We start from the raw sequence: 17,080 nt of genomic DNA on the forward strand, positions 1-17,080 counted from the left end.
AAATTTATTGTCTAAGGGAATGATGAATAATGAGAATGATTGACATCATAGAAAAGAAACGAGACGGTATGTCATTAACAAGAGAAGAAATAGAATTTTTTGTAAACGGATACACTCGTGGGGAAGTTCCAGATTACCAAGCTTCAAGTTTAGCTATGGCGATATTCTTTCAAGATATGAATGATGAAGAAAGAGCCGCATTGACAATGTCAATGGTTAACTCAGGGGAGAGAATCGACTTAAGCGATATCAATGGTATAAAGGTAGACAAGCATTCTACAGGGGGCGTCGGTGATACAACGACACTCGTTCTTGCCCCATTAGTAGCGGCAGTAGGTGTTCCAGTTGCAAAGATGAGTGGTCGTGGTCTAGGACATACGGGGGGTACGATAGATAAATTAGAATCAGTTAAGGGATTTAATGTTGAAATCAGTGAAAAAGATTTTATAAAACTTGTAAATGATAACCAAGTAGCAGTAATAGGCCAATCAGGCAATCTCACACCAGCTGATAAAAAATTATATGCATTGAGGGATGTAACAGGAACAGTTAACTCTATTCCTCTCATCGCTTCGTCCATAATGAGTAAGAAAATTGCTGCTGGTGCAGATGCAATTGTTCTAGATGTCAAAACTGGCAGTGGTGCGTTTATGAAGACGCTAGATGATGCCGAAGCGCTTGCGCATGCGATGGTTAGAATCGGTAATAATGTAGGTCGTAATACGATGGCTATTATTTCAGATATGAGTCAACCTTTAGGAAATGCAGTTGGTAATGCGCTTGAATTAAAAGAAGCTATCGCAACATTAAAAGGAAATGGACCGAAAGATCTAACAGAGCTTGTGTTAACACTTGGTTCTCAAATGGTTGTCTTAGCTGAACAAGCAGCATCTTTAGATGAAGCGCGTCAGATGTTAGTCGATGCTATAAAAACAGGAAAAGCTTTAAACAAATTCAAAACATTTCTATCGAATCAAGGAGGAGATGACTCTATTGTGGATTCTCCTGAAAAGTTGCCTAGCGCGAAATATCAAGTTGAATTTAAAGCTAAAAAAGATGGTTTTATAACTGAAATAATAGCAAATGAGATAGGCGTTGCTTCAATGATGTTAGGCGCTGGTCGTCAAACAAAAGAAGACGTTATTGATTTAGGTGTAGGTATCGTGTTAAATAAAAAAGTAGGAGAACATGTTGAGAAGGGTGAAAATATTTTAACTATTCATACCAACACCAAAAAGATCGATGATATTTTAAACAAACTAGACAATAGTATTACTATTGAGAGTAAGGGCGAAGCTCCAACCTTAATTCATAAAATAATAACCGAGTAGGAGATGTAAATGATGACTACACCGTTCAAAAGAATTCATCTAATAGTTATGGACTCAGTAGGTATAGGCGAAGGTCCTGATGCAGCGGCATTCAATGACGAAGGATCACACACTTTAAAGCATACTTTAGAAGGATTTAAGCAAAAGTTACCACATCTAGAACAACTTGGATTAGGAAATATTGCACCGCTTCCTGTTGTTTCAAAAGTTACGCATCCGGGTGCATTTTATACCAAACTAAGTGAAGCTTCAGTAGGCAAGGATACAATGACAGGACATTGGGAAATTATGGGGTTAAATATTATGCAACCATTTAAGGTTTATCCAAATGGTTTCCCAGCAGAGCTTGTTAAAGAGATTGAATCAATGACTGGACGCAAGGTTGTAGCAAATAGACCTGCTTCAGGAACTCAGATTATTGACGAGTGGGGCGAACATCAAATGAAAACTGGAGATTTAATAGTTTATACTAGTGCTGATCCAGTTCTACAGATTGCTGCACATGAAGACGTGATTCCACTTGAAGAACTTTACGAGATTTGTGAAAAAGTTCGTGAACTAACAAAAGATCCTAAATATTTAATAGGAAGAATCATTGCTCGACCATATGTTGGAGAACCTGGTAATTTCACTAGAACCTCTAATCGACATGATTACGCGTTAAAACCATTTGGACGAACAGTGATGAATAGCCTTAAAGATAATGGATATGATGTAATCGCAATTGGTAAAATTAACGATATTTATGATGGTGAAGGCGTGACAGAAGCTATACGTACTAAAAATAATATGGACGGTATGGATCAATTGATTGAAGTTGTAAAAAAAGATTTTGAAGGCATCAGTTTTCTTAATTTAGTTGATTTTGATGCATTGTATGGCCATCGTCGTGATAAAGAAGGCTATGCTCAAGCAATTAAAGATTTTGATCTTCGTTTACCTGAATTAATGAATCATTTAAGAGAAGATGATTTAGTTATTATTACAGCTGATCATGGTAATGATCCAATTGCTAAAGGTACAGATCATACACGTGAATACATTCCACTTTTAATGTTTAGTCCGAAAATTAAAGATTATCATGAACTTTCACAAGACACGACATTTAGCTCTATCGGTGTTACAATAGCAGATAACTTCAACGTAGAATTACCTAAATATGGAAAAAGTTATTTAAAAGAAATGGGGGTTGAGCATCAATGAAAGTTTTAAGATTCTTATTAGGGCTAGCATTTGGAACAGCTGGTGTCTTACATTTTACTAGAGAGAGACAATTTAGAAATATTGTTCCAGATTATTTACCTCTACAAAAAACTGCCGTATTGGTAACAGGAGTCATAGAAATCTTTTTTGGTATCATGTTGCTTATTAAAAGGCCAGCATCATGGTTGAAAAAGGGTATTAATTTATTCTTGTTAGCAGTGTTCCCAGCAAATATTTATATGGCTCGTAAAGGATTACCATTAGGTGACAAAGAACTACCTAAATGGGCACTTTATTCTAGATTACCATTGCAATTTGTGCTTATTAAAGCCATTAAAAAATTATAATTTTTTCAGAAAATAAGACCTTCTAAAATGATAACTAGTTAGCATTTTAGAAGGTTTTTTATAAAAAAAGAGAAATGTCGAAAGGAAGACTCATTCGACATTTCTCCATAATGATATTAATTAAGCGTTTTATGCTTAGTTGTATGGTTAACTATTTACCTTCTCCATAGATGTCGTTCCATTGCTCTCTTTTATCTAAGAATGCTTGAGCAATTGTTTTAGCACCTTCTAAAGAATGACTTGCAGCCCAACCACATTGAACCTCATTACAAGCTGGCACTTCGCTAGCATTTAACACATCATGCAATGTTTGATCTATAATATTTAATACGTCATCGTAGTCGTCATGATTAATAAATGAAACATAGAATCCAGTTTGACAACCCATAGGACTTAAATCTACTACTTTATCAGTATGATTTCTAATGTTTTCTGCCATTAAATGCTCTAAGGAATGTAGACCAGGCATATCCATATGTTCCTTATTAGGCTGTTTGAAACGAATGTCATATTTGTGTATGACATCACCATTAAGACCCTCCATTGTACCGGCTAGACGAATAAAAGGTGCAACAACCTTAGTATGGTCTAAATTAAAGCTTTCTACATTCATTTTAGTCATGCATTTATCCTCCTTATTGCTATATAGCAATTTTTGTTTAATTCAATAAATAGATTGTAACAATACTCATATACATTTACAATTTTTCTAAACTAATAGACTGTTGTCTTTTAAGTTGTAAGAAAATTGTGTAAAAATTAATGACAACCAATATTAAATCCGATAAAATAAGTAATGATTAAAAAAGAATGATTGATACGCAAAGTTTCAAAGGGAGTTAGATACAATGCATAATAAACAAAAGATATTAGATTTTATAGAGAATAATAAATATGATTATGTTGAAATAAGTCATCGTATTCATGAACGCCCTGAATTAGGCAATGAAGAAATTTTTGCATCGAGAACGTTAATTGACCAATTAAGAGCAAATCGATTCGAAATCGAAACGGATATTGCAGGACATGCAACAGGATTTATAGCAACGTATGATTCTGATATGACTGGACCGGTTATAGGATTTCTAGCTGAATACGATGCTTTACCTGGTCTTGGTCACGCGTGCGGGCATAATATTATTGGTACTGCTAGCGTACTTGCTGCAGTAGCACTAAAAGAAGTCGTCGATGAAATTGGCGGTAAAGTAGTCGTTTTGGGATGTCCTGCTGAAGAAGGTGGGGAAAATGGCTCCGCAAAAGCTTCTTATGTTAAAGCAGGTGTCATTGATGAAATTGATGTGGCATTGATGATTCATCCTGGAAATGAAACCTATCGTACAATTAATACTTTAGCTGTGGATGTTCTAGATATTAAATTCTATGGACGTAGTGCGCATGCATCTGAAAATGCAGATGAAGCATTAAACGCTTTAGATGCAATGATTTCATATTTTAATGGTATCGCACAGTTAAGGCAACACATTAAAAAAGGACAACGAGTTCACGGGGTTATTTTAGACGGTGGTAAAGCGGCTAATATTATACCTGATTTTACACATGCAAGATTTTATACTCGAGCTACTTCGCGGAGAGAACTTGATGTTTTAACTGAAAAAGTAAACCAAATTGCTAGAGGTGCTGCGATTCAAACTGGATGTGATTTTGAATTTGGTCCTATCCAAAATGGTGTAAACGAATTTATTAAAGCGCCTAAACTTGATGATTTATTTGAAAAATATGCAGCTGAATTAGGAGAAGAAGTGATTAATGATGATTTTGGTTATGGATCAACAGATACAGGTAATGTAAGTCATGTTGTACCAACAATCCATCCTCATATTAAAATTGGTTCTCGAAATCTTGTAGGACATACCCATCGCTTTAGAGAAGCGGCTGCAAGTTTACAAGGTGATCAAGCACTAATTCGAGGTGCAAAAATTTTAGCATTAATGGGACTAGAATTAATCGAAAATAAACCGTTGTTAGACGAAATAATTGAAGAGCATACGCATATAAAGGGGCATGTTAAGTAATGAATAATAAAGTAAATGGTCCGTTTCTCACACTTAGTGATTTGTATAATGATGACATTGTTTACACATCTCGACCTTCATATGTGTCGAATCCATGGTTGAAACCAGATGAACATCAATCAAATTTCTTAACTGGAAGAGAATTACTTATAGCTAATCGTTTTCCTGTCATTGTTCATGAGGCAAGTGTTACAAACAAATTAGAACAACTTTTTAATATAGTGGGTAGGGAAATTCCACCACATACTTATAAATTTAATAATCAAGAAACATATGAAAGCTTGATAAGGAATTTAGCTCTTCATCATGGTAAAAAAATCTACTTTCAATATATTCATGATGAAGATATTCTACCTAAAGAATATTATGCACTTGATAAAGATGTTTTTGTTGCTCTTAATAATAAAGCACGAATTCCGGAATGGACTAATAACAAATATCTACCACAAAGAGAAATTGTCTCAATTAAAGATTTTGAATCTCGTATTCAAACATGGTCGTATCCATTTGTCATAAAACCAGGCGATGATTTACCTACAGCAGGAGGATATGGTGTTATGATTTGTTATAATGATACAGATTTAGATAAAGCTATCACACGCATCAACAATGCATCAGCAGAGACTGAACATTTAATCATTGAACAAAAAATTAATGCAGTGAATAACTATTGTGTACAATTTGCTTATTCAGATGATATTGGTATCAAATACTTAGGAACAGCGCAACAGTTAACTAATGACTATGGATTTTACAACGGAAATGAAAATGTTAATGATGTGCCTCAGAATGTAATAGACGCTGGTAGAGAGATTATGGAAATAGGCGTAAGCAAAGGTTTTTTTGGTGTAGCAGGTTTTGACTTACTAGTAGATGATAAAAATGATGTTTATGCGATTGATTTAAATTTTAGGCAAAACGGATCAACGAGTATGCTACTTTTAGCAAAAGATTTAACTCATGGATATCATAAATTTTACAGTTACTTTTCTAATGGAGATAATACAAAATTCTATAATGCTATTTTAAAATACGTAGAATTAGGTGTACTTTATCCACTTTCCTATTACGATGGAGATTGGTATGGAAAGAATCAAGTTAATTCTAGATTTGGCTGCATTTGGCATGGAGAAAATAAAGAATTAATTAATCGATATGAACAACAATTTATATTGGAAGCTGGATTATAAGTGTATGATTCTTTAAGGATATTAAGTAGTGTTTGATAAAGAAGTTAGAATAATCAATCATGTCTCAGTTTACAAATAAGATTTGAATTTTAACATTATTGACTATCAATCGTTAGTATTTTAAGATTTAAAGTAAGAAACACTATGAATAACTTATGAATTGAGGGTTAAGTATGTCATACAAATATGAAGCATTTTTTAAAGATATTTTGATTAATGAATATATTTATTTTGCTTCAAAAAATAAAAAATTAATTAGAATACAACATGAGAATTTGCCATTTATTGCTATGTGGACAGACGAAAATGTTGCTGAGTCTTATTTGTTACATCATTCAATCGAATACGACAAAATCATTAGAGCAGATATTGACCGTTTTGTAACATATGAAATGGATGAAATCTTTGATCCTGGTGACAAAGTTTTAGTTAATGTGAATAATGGTGAAGAAGGAAACATTGTAGATATAGTTAAAATGACTGATGAGTTAATGTCTGAATTAGATGATATAAGAATGAGAGAGTTTGTTAAAGATGTCGCAAAATATGACGAAGTATACGGATTGACAAACAAAGGTGAAAAGAATTTTATTATGATTTCAGATGATGACCATAATAAACCTCACATCATGCCTGTTTGGAGTATTAAGAGTAGAGCGCGTAAAGTACGTGATCAAGATTTTGAAGAATGTGATTTAATTGAAATTGAAGGTAAAGTCTTTAGTGAATGGTTAGACAAGTTACGCGATGATAATAAAGCAGTAGCGATTGATTTGAAATCAGGTGTTGTAGGTACTGTTGTATCAGCGCAAAAATTGTCAAATGAAGCAACATTTTAATTGATTATATTAGAAAAAGTCTGCAACATGTTTATAGTATTTACACCCCAAAAGTTAGATTTTAGTTTAACTTTTGGGGTGATTTTTTATAAACGAATATTATAAATTTGATAGTAAAATGATGTTTGAAGCTAACACTGAGAAAATTCAACGTATAAAGTAAGTTAGGTGGTAAGGTAAGTAACAATCAATACCAATTTGCTTCCACTCATCTTCCTATTAGAGGTAAAGTGCTCCTAAAGCGCCTGAAAAAGCACCATTCTCAATATAGTATGGTTTAAATCCTCTTAGAACAGTGTAATTCTCAACAACTTCACGTAGTAATTGATTGTTATTAAATGATGAACCGATATATACAACGTGCTTAGTCTTATATTCACGTGCTAAAGTAATAGCCATAGTTGTTATAACTTCACCAACGACACCAATTGCAGAGGCAAGTTTGTTAGCTGAAGTAAACTGATTATCTAAGTGATGTAATACATTTCCAAAATTTGCTGCTGTTAAATCTCCAGGAATTGGTGGTTCAGTATCTTTATAAATATGTTTTACTTTTAAATCAATGGCATCACGATCACCATTTTGAGCTAAATTCGTTAATTCTTTATAATCTGTTATATTGGACAATAAATAGCCTAAACCTTGTATCATCCCACCTCCGGTACCTACACCTCCAACACGTTGTTGCTCTTTTCCGTCAAAATAGTGGAAAGAAGTACCTGTTCCTACATTAGCAAAAATGTAATGTTCAATTTGATGACCTTGTTCATCCAATAAAATTTCTAAACCTTTTGATGATGCATCGAACTCTACAAATATTTCAGGTGATTGATGAATTTGATCTGCTATTACTCCAGCATTTCCACCTGTAAGCTTTAATGTTTCAATTTCTTCATTGTTAAGCCAATCTATGACTTTTTGGATGTTAGTTGTTAATTCAGTTCTGTAATATCTGCGATTGTCATGCTCTTGTACAATTTTAATTAAAGTGCCTCCAGCATCAATTCCAATCTTCATATGTCTATCACTCCATAACAATTATTGTCACTCATTATAGTATAGTAAATTAACTGAAAAACAAGTGAATATTTATAGAAAGCTCTTATTAAGATACACTTATTTTAATAATAAAGTTAATAATAAATATAGGGTAGTCATTATAGTGATGACATACATATTGATAAAATGAGGTTGTAATGAGTTGAATTAGGGTAAAATGATGTTGAGCAAGAGAAAATGTTATACATAACGAGTCCGATAGTCATAATTATTTAATTCATATATAATATAAATGGTAATTAATAGATAGGGGTAAAGCAATGTTTATAAAAAGGGATTTTGATGATATTACAGTTCAAGTATATGAAGAAAAATATAGAAATGCACTTAACCAATTTGAATTAAGTGAACGACAACAAATATATTCTTCATTACCTCAAACTGTTTTAGATGATGCATTAAAAGATGAAAATCGAATTGCCAATGTAGCTTTAAATAAAGAAGGAAAAGTAGTGGGGTTCTTCGTATTGCATCGTTATTATCAACATGAAGGTTATGATACTCCAAACAATGTTGTTTATGTACGTTCATTGTCAGTTAATGAAAAGTTTCAAGGCCATGGATATGGGACAAAAATGATGATGTTTTTACCAGAGTATGTTCAAGCATTATTTCCTGATTTTACACATTTATACTTAGTAGTAGACGCTGAAAATCAAAGCGCTTGGAACGTTTATGAACGTGCAGGTTTTATGCATACAGCTACAAAAGAAGAAGGACCTATCGGGAAAGAAAGACTCTATTATTTAGATTTAGATTCAAAACATGTGTCTTCTTTAAGGTTAAAAGAGGGGGAGTCAGCATATAGTGATGATATTCATGTGATTAATTTGCTTAAAGATGATGTAAAGGTAGGCTTTATTGCACTAGAACAAAATGATAATAAAATGAATATTTCTGCAATCGAGGTTAATAAGCAAAATAGAAATGAAGGAATTGCAGAAAGTGCTTTACGTCAATTAGCAACGTATATACGTAAACATTTTGAAAACATTGAAGTTTTATCAATTACTTTATATGGCGAACGTAATGAGTTAAAACCATTGTGCTTGAATAGTAATTTTGTAGCAATAGAGGAAACTGAGGATTATACACGTTTTGAAAAATATATTAATTATTAACAGTGATTGCTAAATCACAACTTGTCATTTATAATTTATTTTTGTTACTATTAATAAATGATTATTTGACGTTAATTTAAAGAAAATCCTTTGAAAGGAAGTATTTTTATATGAAAATTCAAGATTACACAAAAGAAATGGTTGATGAGAAATCATTCATCGACATGGCCTATACTTTATTAAATGATAAACAAACAACGATGAATTTATATGATATTATTGATGAATTTAAATCTTTAGGTGGATATGAGTATGAAGATATTGAAAATCGAATCGTCCAATTCTATACCGATTTAAACACAGATGGTCGTTTTTTAAATGTAGGAGAAAATCTTTGGGGTCTACGTGACTGGTACTCTGTAGATGATATTGAGGAAAAAATCGCACCAACAATTCAAAAATTCGATATTCTAGATGACGAAGATGAAGAAGATCAAAACCTTAAATTATTAGGTGATGACGACGCTGATGAAGATGACGATATTCCTGCTCAAACAGATGATCAAGAAACATTAGACGAGTCAGATAATGATGAAGATGATGTTGAAATGAATGATACAGATATCGTTATTGATGAAGACGAAGACGAAGATATTGCTGAAGGTGAAGAAGAAGCCTTTGAAGACGCCGAAGACTTTAATGATTAATCAAGTAACTATATTTTAATTTAAAAATATGTCTCGCTTTATAACAGAAACATTAAAGTGGGACTTTTATTTTTATTTAAAAGGTGGTAGTATTTTATTTGGGCTCCTTTAATTAGGACACGTGTATTAAATAGATACGCTCCCCTTACAATTGCTGTGAGAGGGAGCGATTTTTTTATTTTTAATATTCATAATGAAATGTAAAAGTGAATCAAATTGTTGAGTAATATACCAAATTTATTTCATTATTATTGTTAAATACATAGTTTACTCACAGTTTTTAATAGATTTTATCAATCATTAAATAGTTTACTAAATTATACAGGAGGTCAGACAATGACAAAGTTTATTTTTGTAACAGGCGGGGTTGTGTCATCATTAGGAAAAGGGATAACAGCCGCTTCTCTAGGAAGATTACTTAAAGATAGAGGACTTAAAGTTACAATACAAAAATTCGATCCATATTTAAATGTAGACCCAGGTACAATGAGTCCTTATCAACATGGGGAAGTGTTCGTTACAGATGATGGTGCTGAGACTGATTTAGACTTAGGACATTATGAACGTTTTATAGATATTAATTTAAATAAATATTCAAATGTTACTGCCGGAAAAGTATATTCACATGTGTTGAAAAAAGAGCGTCGTGGTGATTACTTGGGTGGTACTGTACAAGTTATTCCTCATATTACAAACGAAATTAAAGAAAGATTGCTATTAGCTGGTGAGAGTACTAATGCGGATGTTGTCATTACTGAAATTGGTGGAACAACAGGTGATATAGAGTCTTTACCTTTCTTGGAAGCCATTCGTCAAATTAGAAGCGACTTAGGTCGTGAAAATGTAATGTATGTACATTGTACTTTGCTTCCATATATTAAAGCTGCTGGGGAAATGAAAACAAAACCTACACAGCATAGTGTTAAAGAATTACGAGGCCTAGGTATCCAACCTGATTTAATAGTCGTACGAACAGAATACGAAATGACACAAGATTTGAAAGACAAAATCGCGCTATTCTGTGATATCAAAAAGGAAAGTGTTATAGAATGTAGAGATGCAGATTCTCTTTATGAAATTCCGTTACAACTTAGTAAGCAAAATATGGATGACATTGTTATTCAACGTTTACAATTAAATGCCAAGTATGAAACGCAACTGGATGAGTGGAAACATCTATTAGATACCGTTAATCATTTAGATGGTAAAATTACAATTGGTTTAGTTGGTAAATATGTGAGCTTACAAGATGCTTATCTATCAGTTGTTGAATCACTTAAGCATGCTGGTTATCCATTTAAAAAAGATGTTGTGGTAAAATGGATTGATTCAAGTGAAGTTAATGATCATAATGTTGAGGCTTATTTATCCGACGTTGATGGTATTTTAGTTCCTGGTGGATTTGGATTCAGAGCAAGTGAAGGTAAAATTGCAGCTATTCGTTATGCCCGTGAGAATAACATACCGTTCTTTGGCATTTGTTTAGGTATGCAATTGGCAACTGTTGAATTTGCACGTCATGTTTTAGGCTATGAAGGTGCGCATTCAGCAGAATTAGATCCAAGTACACCATATCCAATTATAGATTTATTACCAGAACAAAAGGATATTGAAGATTTAGGTGGAACCCTAAGACTTGGTCTTTATCCTTGTCACATTAAAGAAGGTACATTGGCAGAGAAAATTTATAATAAAAATGATATTGAAGAACGTCATCGTCATAGATATGAATTCAATAACGAATTTAGGGAACAATTAGAAAGTAACGGTATGGTCTTTTCAGGGACAAGTCCAGATGGTCGTTTAGTAGAAATTATAGAAATACCTAAAAATGATTTCTTTATTGCATGTCAATTCCATCCTGAATTCTTATCAAGACCTAATCGTCCACAGCCTATATTTAAATCATTTGTAGAAGCGGCGTTAAATTACCAACAAAAATAATTGTTTTGATGCACAAACAATATAAAGCTAAATAAAAATGGTCATTTCCTTAAAAGTAAAAGGAAATGACCATTTTTTAATTGTCCATTAAACTTTATCAGTGTACTTTATTTATCATTATACATTTAGATGTTTTGGTTATAATTATTATACGTTCTTGCTTCATCAGTTAAAAACACGGATGAAATTATTTTATAGAAAATAATTGAACGACTACACACATATTTTACAAATCCAGATCTCTAGTCATTTCAATCATTTGAGTATAAATATCATAATAAATATAATTTAAGGCCATCGGATGTGGTTGAATGATTTTATCATAATCTTCTGTGTAAACAATGGGCCTAGGTGTTGATAAATTAACATAATGAATTAAATGATTTGGAAAATCATCTCGTTTAGGGTTATTACAAATAAGCACTAAATCGACATCTAAATCAATAAGTTGAAGTACATCACTTTCAACTTCCGAAGTGTAGTATGGTGAAAATAACAGTACCCTATCTGTAGTATCTATATCGTTAAAATTTTGTAAATCTTCAAGTGGTAAACTAGATGCTAATTTTTCATGGCTTTGTAATATGAATGATTCATAGAATTTTAAATCATCGTACCCTTTGATATAGACATGTCCTTCTCCACCAATTGCTTGAATGAGGCATTGAGCTGCCATTTGAATATCTAACTCTTGTTTTTCAAGCCGATTAAAAATACCAGTTAATTGTGTGTTTAAGATTTTTGACATTGTAAACCTCCAATCTCTTTACTGAAATATTGTAAATAATCCTAGGTAGATATGCAATATGTGAACATTTTTCGAAATGTATTCGCTTCCAAAAACGTAAAAACAATTAATTATGAAAAATATCAATATTAAATAAAATATTCGAATGCAATCAGTATATATTTTTGATATAATGACGTTGAAAAAAACGTGCACTGATGCACTCAAGGAGGAACTTTCATGCCTTTAGTTTCAATGAAAGAAATGTTAATCGATGCGAAAGAAAACGGTTATGCGGTTGGTCAATACAATCTTAATAACCTCGAATTTACACAAGCTATTTTAGAAGCGTCTCAAGAAGAGAATGCGCCAGTTATTCTAGGTGTTTCTGAAGGGGCAGCTCGTTATATGAGTGGCTTTTATACAGTTGTGAAAATGGTAGAAGGTTTAATGCATGACTTAAACATCACAATCCCAGTAGCAATTCATTTAGACCACGGTTCAAGCTTTGAAAAATGTAAAGAAGCAATTGATGCTGGATTCACATCTGTAATGATTGATGCATCTCATAGTCCTTTTGAAGAAAATGTTGAAATCACTTCTAAAGTAGTTGAGTATGCTCACGATAGAGGCGTTTCTGTAGAAGCTGAATTAGGTACAGTTGGTGGACAAGAAGACGACGTAGTTGCTGATGGCGTTATCTATGCAGACCCTAAAGAATGTCAAGAACTAGTAGAAAAAACTGGAATTGATACTTTAGCACCAGCATTAGGTTCTGTACATGGACCATATAAAGGCGAACCTAAATTAGGATTTAAAGAGATGGAAGAAATTGGTGCTTCAACTGGATTACCTTTAGTACTACACGGTGGTACAGGTATTCCGACTAAAGATATTCAAAAAGCTATTCCTTATGGTACTGCTAAAATTAACGTGAATACTGAAAATCAAATTGCGTCTGCTAAAGCAGTTCGTGAAGTATTAAACAACGACAAAGATGTGTATGATCCACGTAAATATTTAGGACCAGCACGTGAAGCTATTAAAGAGACAGTTAAAGGTAAAATTAGAGAATTCGGTACTTCTAATCGCGCTAAATAATTTAAATATCTTTGTTATTGGTCATTGAACATAAGTTCAGTGACCTCTTTTTATGCTATAATAATGACAGAAATTTACATTTTATGGTTACAATATTCAATATTGGGAAGATTTCATATAATAAAATAGCTTACAAACGAATAATTAACAAAATAAATGATTAACTGAAAAGATAAGTGGTATTAGTTCATTGACGTATTCTTAGTCGTAATTAGCAATCTTTATAAAAAGCAAAATGATGCTATAAATAAATTGTATTTATTGTAAAAATAAGTATTTTACAAATAAAGTAAAATTATCTTATAATGCTAATAATGTGATATTTTAAAAAGAAGGAAACAAAGGAGAAAAGTGATATGGCTCAAGAGGTAATAAAAATTAGAGGTGGACAAACACTAAAAGGAGAAGTAGAAATTAGTGGAGCAAAAAATAGTGCAGTTGCTATTATCCCCGCAACTTTATTAGCTCAAGGACAAGTAAAGTTGGATGGCCTTCCTCAAATCTCTGATGTCGAAACTCTAGTAAGTTTGTTAGAAGATTTAAATATTAAAGCAAGATTAAATGGTAAACAATTAGAAGTGGATACTACACAAATAGAGAATGCACCTCTACCTAATAATAAAGTTGAGTCTTTACGTGCTTCTTATTATATGATGGGTGCAATGCTTGGTCGTTTTAAAAAATGTGTAATTGGATTGCCGGGTGGATGTCCACTCGGACCAAGACCTATTGATCAACATATTAAGGGGTTCAAAGCATTAGGAGCAGAAATTGACGAATCTAGCAATACATCTATGAAATTAGTAGCAAAAGAACTTAGAGGCGCTCATATATTTTTAGATATGGTAAGTGTTGGAGCGACGATTAATATTATGCTTGCGGCAGTTCATGCTAAAGGTCAAACTGTTATTGATAATGCAGCCAAAGAACCTGAAGTTGTAGATGTTGCGAACTTTTTAATGAGTATGGGTGCTGATATTAGAGGAGCTGGCACAACATCAATAAAAATTAATGGTGTTGAGGAACTAAAAGGTTCAGAGTATCAAATTATTCCAGATAGAATTGAAGCTGGTTCTTATATGTGTATGGCCGCAGCTATGGGTGAAGAGGTCATTTTACATAATATAGTTCCTAAACATGTTGAAGCTTTAACTGTTAAGTTAAAAGAGTTAGGTGTAAATATTGAAATAGAAGATGAAAAAATTATCATTCGTAAACAAGCACCGTATAAAAATGTAGATATAAAAACGCTTGTTTATCCAGGTTTTGCAACTGATTTACAACAACCTATTACACCATTATTATTCATGACAGAAGGGCCTTCATTTGTGACTGATACTATTTATCCAGCGCGTTTTAAACATGTAGAAGAATTACAGCGTATGGGCGCTAATATTAAATCGGATGAGGGAACAGCTGTAATTAAACCTTCGACACTTAATGGAGCTGAAGTATATGCAAGTGATTTACGCGCAGGCGCTTGCTTAATTACTGCAGGTTTAATAGCTGAAGGTGTGACAACAATATTTAATGTAAAACATATTTATAGAGGATATACTAACATCGTTGAACATCTTAAAGCACTTGGTGCTGATATTTGGACAGAAACGGTTTAATTCTTAACACAATTTTTAAATTAACAATATTTATATTTGAGTGATATGAAATAGTGAGTGTATCAGAATTCAAGTTAAATACGTTGTTTCTCTGCAACAGATCCCAAACTTGTAATGTTTGTAAAATGATCTGATGAATCAATCTAATTTAGGATGTTTAAATAGAGTACAAAAAAGATTGATTTAAGCGCAATTTAAATTTAGTGATTGACTTACTTATAAGTTAAGAAAGTCTGGGACATTATTGTCTCAGGCTCTTTTTGATTCGAACTCAAATTTGAGAAATGTAATTTTATATTTCAAATTATAGTAAACGTATTTTAGTAATTAGTATTTACTTAAATCAACTTGTGAGCAAGTTATGTTTATTATCTGTAAAAATAGGATAGTATATGTATATAACTTTTCTAAGGAGTGAATATAATAAGATGAGAAATTTCACTAAACAATATATAAACGGTGAATGGGTTGATAGTGCAAGCGGCGAAACTATTGATGTTATTAACCCTGCAACTGAAGAAGTAATGGGTAAAATTGCTAACGGTAACGAAGAAGATGTTAATAAAGCTGTAGATGCTGCAGATAAAGTATATTTAGAATTTAGACATAGTTCTGTTGAGGAAAGAAGAGAACTTTTAGATAAGATTGTAAAAGAATATCAAAATAGAAAAAATGATTTAATTGAAGCGATTACCGATGAACTAGGAGCGCCTTTATCAGTTTCCGAAAACGTTCATTATCAAATGGGATTGAATCACTTTACAGCTGCAAGAGATGCTTTAGATAGCTTCCAATTTGAAGAACAACGTGGCGATGATTTGGTTGTTAAAGAAGCCATTGGAGTTGCTGGACTTGTTACACCTTGGAATTTCCCTACAAACCAAACTTCACTTAAATTAGCTGCTGCGTTTGCTGCTGGTAGTCCTGTTGTTTTAAAACCATCTGAAGAAACACCATTTGCTGCAATTATTTTAGCAGAAATTTTTGATAAAGCAGGCGTACCTAAAGGTGTGTTTAACTTAGTTAATGGTGATGGATCTGGAGTAGGAAATCCTTTAAGTGAACATCCAAAAGTAAGAATGATGTCATTTACAGGTTCTGGTCCTACAGGTTCAAAAATTATGGAAAAAGCTGCAAAAGACTTCAAAAAAGTGTCTCTTGAATTGGGTGGGAAATCACCTTATATCGTATTAGATGACGTTGATGTTGAAGAAGCTGCTAATGCAACAACGAAAAAAGTTGTTAACAATACAGGGCAAGTTTGTACTGCAGGAACACGTGTACTTATTCCTGAAAGTATTAAAGAAGACTACTTAACAGCAGTTAAAGAAGCATTTAGTAAAGTTAAAGTAGGTCAACCAAGAGAAGAAGGAACTCAAGTAGGTCCTATTATTAGTAAAAAACAATTCGATCAAGTTCAGGATTACATTGATAAAGGTATCAATGAAGGAGCAGAGTTATTCTACGGCGGTCCTGGCAAACCAGAAGGATTAGATAAAGGTTATTTTGCGCGTCCAACTATATTTATTAATGTAGATAATCACATGACGATTGCACAAGAAGAAATTTTCGGACCTGTTATGTCTGTAATCACTTATAATAATCTTGACGAAGCTATTGAAATTGCTAATGATACGAAATATGGTCTTGCTGGCTATGTTATTGGTAAAGATAAAGATACATTGAGACATGTCGCTCGTTCAATTGAAGCTGGTACAATTGAAATTAATGAAGCTGGTAGAAAACCAGACTTACCATTCGGTGGTTATAAAGAATCTGGCTTAGGTCGTGAATGGGGCGATTATGGTATCGAAGAATTCTTAGAAGTAAAATCAATAGCTGGATATTTTAAATAATTAGTAAATTAAATTAAAAGTTGCAATTAAACAAAACACGGAACTAATTTTGTTCTGTGTTTTGTT

At 32.6% G+C, this 17,080-nt stretch carries 15 protein-coding genes; 12 read left to right on the plus strand and 3 right to left on the minus strand.

Annotated elements, in window-relative coordinates; all coding sequences use genetic code 11:
* Nucleotides 1-29: 29 nt before the first annotated feature.
* The 3 genes from NST35_RS03680 to NST35_RS03690 are packed head-to-tail and all read left to right on the plus strand — an operon-like array spanning nucleotide 30 to nucleotide 2,881.
* Complete coding sequence (locus NST35_RS03680) at nucleotides 30-1,331, plus strand: pyrimidine-nucleoside phosphorylase (protein WP_002458725.1); 1,302 nt, start codon at nucleotides 30-32, stop codon at nucleotides 1,329-1,331.
* 12 nt (nucleotides 1,332-1,343) lie between these two features.
* Complete coding sequence (gene deoB / locus NST35_RS03685) at nucleotides 1,344-2,534, plus strand: phosphopentomutase (protein ID WP_002458724.1); 1,191 nt, start codon at nucleotides 1,344-1,346, stop codon at nucleotides 2,532-2,534.
* Nucleotides 2,531-2,881, plus strand: a complete 351-nt coding sequence (locus NST35_RS03690; protein ID WP_001829969.1) for a DoxX family protein — start codon at nucleotides 2,531-2,533, stop codon at nucleotides 2,879-2,881. Before deoB ends, NST35_RS03690 begins: the two co-directional genes overlap by 4 nt.
* Before the next feature lie 151 nt (nucleotides 2,882-3,032).
* Here NST35_RS03690 and NST35_RS03695 read toward each other — a convergent pair whose 3' ends face one another.
* A complete protein-coding gene (locus tag NST35_RS03695; protein ID WP_001829929.1) occupies nucleotides 3,033-3,503 on the minus strand; it encodes an S-ribosylhomocysteine lyase in 471 nt (156 codons plus the stop codon).
* Nucleotides 3,504-3,729: 226 nt separating this feature from the next.
* Between NST35_RS03695 and NST35_RS03700 the strand changes: the two genes are divergently transcribed.
* The 3 genes from NST35_RS03700 to NST35_RS03710 all read left to right on the plus strand — a co-directional run bounded on the left by NST35_RS03700 (nucleotide 3,730) and on the right by NST35_RS03710 (nucleotide 6,943).
* Complete coding sequence (locus NST35_RS03700) at nucleotides 3,730-4,914, plus strand: M20 family metallopeptidase (RefSeq protein ID WP_002458723.1); 1,185 nt, start codon at nucleotides 3,730-3,732, stop codon at nucleotides 4,912-4,914.
* Complete coding sequence (gene ldmS / locus NST35_RS03705; RefSeq protein ID WP_002447807.1) at nucleotides 4,914-6,104, plus strand: L-aspartate--L-methionine ligase LdmS; 1,191 nt, start codon at nucleotides 4,914-4,916, stop codon at nucleotides 6,102-6,104. Before NST35_RS03700 ends, ldmS begins: the two co-directional genes overlap by 1 nt.
* A gap of 173 nt (nucleotides 6,105-6,277) precedes the next feature.
* Nucleotides 6,278-6,943 (plus strand): DUF2750 domain-containing protein, encoded by a 666-nt coding sequence (locus NST35_RS03710; protein ID WP_002447806.1) that lies wholly within the window; start codon nucleotides 6,278-6,280, stop codon nucleotides 6,941-6,943.
* Nucleotides 6,944-7,162: 219 nt separating this feature from the next.
* Here the strand turns inward: NST35_RS03710 and coaW are convergent, their stop codons facing one another.
* Nucleotides 7,163-7,960, minus strand: coding sequence for a type II pantothenate kinase (coaW, locus tag NST35_RS03715; protein WP_002458722.1), 798 nt, complete (start codon nucleotides 7,958-7,960; stop codon nucleotides 7,163-7,165).
* Between the two features lie 302 nt (nucleotides 7,961-8,262).
* On the opposite strand from coaW, the gene NST35_RS03720 reads away from it, so the two are divergent.
* The 3 genes from NST35_RS03720 to NST35_RS03730 all read left to right on the plus strand — a co-directional run bounded on the left by NST35_RS03720 (nucleotide 8,263) and on the right by NST35_RS03730 (nucleotide 11,714).
* Nucleotides 8,263-9,123: a GNAT family N-acetyltransferase gene (locus tag NST35_RS03720; RefSeq protein WP_002447804.1), complete on the plus strand. Its 861-nt coding sequence runs from the start codon at nucleotides 8,263-8,265 to the stop codon at nucleotides 9,121-9,123.
* A gap of 110 nt (nucleotides 9,124-9,233) precedes the next feature.
* On the plus strand, nucleotides 9,234-9,770 hold the full coding sequence (gene rpoE, locus NST35_RS03725) for a DNA-directed RNA polymerase subunit delta (protein ID WP_002447803.1): 537 nt from the start codon (nucleotides 9,234-9,236) through the stop codon (nucleotides 9,768-9,770).
* Between the two features lie 336 nt (nucleotides 9,771-10,106).
* A complete protein-coding gene (locus NST35_RS03730; protein WP_002458721.1) occupies nucleotides 10,107-11,714 on the plus strand; it encodes a CTP synthase in 1,608 nt (535 codons plus the stop codon).
* Nucleotides 11,715-11,940: 226 nt separating this feature from the next.
* Here the strand turns inward: NST35_RS03730 and NST35_RS03735 are convergent, their stop codons facing one another.
* On the minus strand, nucleotides 11,941-12,462 hold the full coding sequence (locus NST35_RS03735; protein ID WP_001829945.1) for a DUF2529 domain-containing protein: 522 nt from the start codon (nucleotides 12,460-12,462) through the stop codon (nucleotides 11,941-11,943).
* A gap of 219 nt (nucleotides 12,463-12,681) precedes the next feature.
* Between NST35_RS03735 and fdaB the strand changes: the two genes are divergently transcribed.
* From fdaB to NST35_RS03750, 3 genes are all read left to right on the plus strand, one after another.
* Nucleotides 12,682-13,542, plus strand: coding sequence for a class IIb fructose-bisphosphate aldolase FdaB (gene fdaB, locus NST35_RS03740; protein WP_001829938.1), 861 nt, complete (start codon nucleotides 12,682-12,684; stop codon nucleotides 13,540-13,542).
* A 356-nt stretch (nucleotides 13,543-13,898) separates the two neighbouring features.
* Nucleotides 13,899-15,158 (plus strand): UDP-N-acetylglucosamine 1-carboxyvinyltransferase, encoded by a 1,260-nt coding sequence (locus tag NST35_RS03745; RefSeq protein ID WP_002458719.1) that lies wholly within the window; start codon nucleotides 13,899-13,901, stop codon nucleotides 15,156-15,158.
* A 428-nt stretch (nucleotides 15,159-15,586) separates the two neighbouring features.
* Nucleotides 15,587-17,014, plus strand: coding sequence for an aldehyde dehydrogenase family protein (locus NST35_RS03750; RefSeq protein ID WP_002458718.1), 1,428 nt, complete (start codon nucleotides 15,587-15,589; stop codon nucleotides 17,012-17,014).
* The last annotated feature ends 66 nt before the right edge of the window (nucleotides 17,015-17,080 follow it).

The organism is Staphylococcus sp. FSL W8-0304 (genome assembly GCF_038006565.1).
Taxonomy (GTDB): Bacteria; Bacillota; Bacilli; order Staphylococcales; family Staphylococcaceae; genus Staphylococcus; species Staphylococcus epidermidis.

Bases quoted from the DNA above. Each gene is read 5' to 3' on its own strand.
- rpoE (WP_002447803.1), top strand. From the start codon at position 9,234: ATGAAAATTCAAGATTACACAAAAGAAATGGTTGATGAGAAATCATTC.
- NST35_RS03720 (WP_002447804.1), top strand. From the start codon at position 8,263: ATGTTTATAAAAAGGGATTTTGATGATATTACAGTTCAAGTATATGAA.
- NST35_RS03735 (WP_001829945.1), bottom strand. From the start codon at position 12,462: ATGTCAAAAATCTTAAACACACAATTAACTGGTATTTTTAATCGGCTT.
- NST35_RS03680 (WP_002458725.1), top strand. From the start codon at position 30: ATGAGAATGATTGACATCATAGAAAAGAAACGAGACGGTATGTCATTA.
- NST35_RS03695 (WP_001829929.1), bottom strand. From the start codon at position 3,503: ATGACTAAAATGAATGTAGAAAGCTTTAATTTAGACCATACTAAGGTT.
- ldmS (WP_002447807.1), top strand. From the start codon at position 4,914: ATGAATAATAAAGTAAATGGTCCGTTTCTCACACTTAGTGATTTGTAT.
- NST35_RS03700 (WP_002458723.1), top strand. From the start codon at position 3,730: ATGCATAATAAACAAAAGATATTAGATTTTATAGAGAATAATAAATAT.
- deoB (WP_002458724.1), top strand. From the start codon at position 1,344: ATGACTACACCGTTCAAAAGAATTCATCTAATAGTTATGGACTCAGTA.
- NST35_RS03690 (WP_001829969.1), top strand. From the start codon at position 2,531: ATGAAAGTTTTAAGATTCTTATTAGGGCTAGCATTTGGAACAGCTGGT.
- fdaB (WP_001829938.1), top strand. From the start codon at position 12,682: ATGCCTTTAGTTTCAATGAAAGAAATGTTAATCGATGCGAAAGAAAAC.
- NST35_RS03745 (WP_002458719.1), top strand. From the start codon at position 13,899: ATGGCTCAAGAGGTAATAAAAATTAGAGGTGGACAAACACTAAAAGGA.
- NST35_RS03710 (WP_002447806.1), top strand. From the start codon at position 6,278: ATGTCATACAAATATGAAGCATTTTTTAAAGATATTTTGATTAATGAA.
- NST35_RS03750 (WP_002458718.1), top strand. From the start codon at position 15,587: ATGAGAAATTTCACTAAACAATATATAAACGGTGAATGGGTTGATAGT.
- coaW (WP_002458722.1), bottom strand. From the start codon at position 7,960: ATGAAGATTGGAATTGATGCTGGAGGCACTTTAATTAAAATTGTACAA.
- NST35_RS03730 (WP_002458721.1), top strand. From the start codon at position 10,107: ATGACAAAGTTTATTTTTGTAACAGGCGGGGTTGTGTCATCATTAGGA.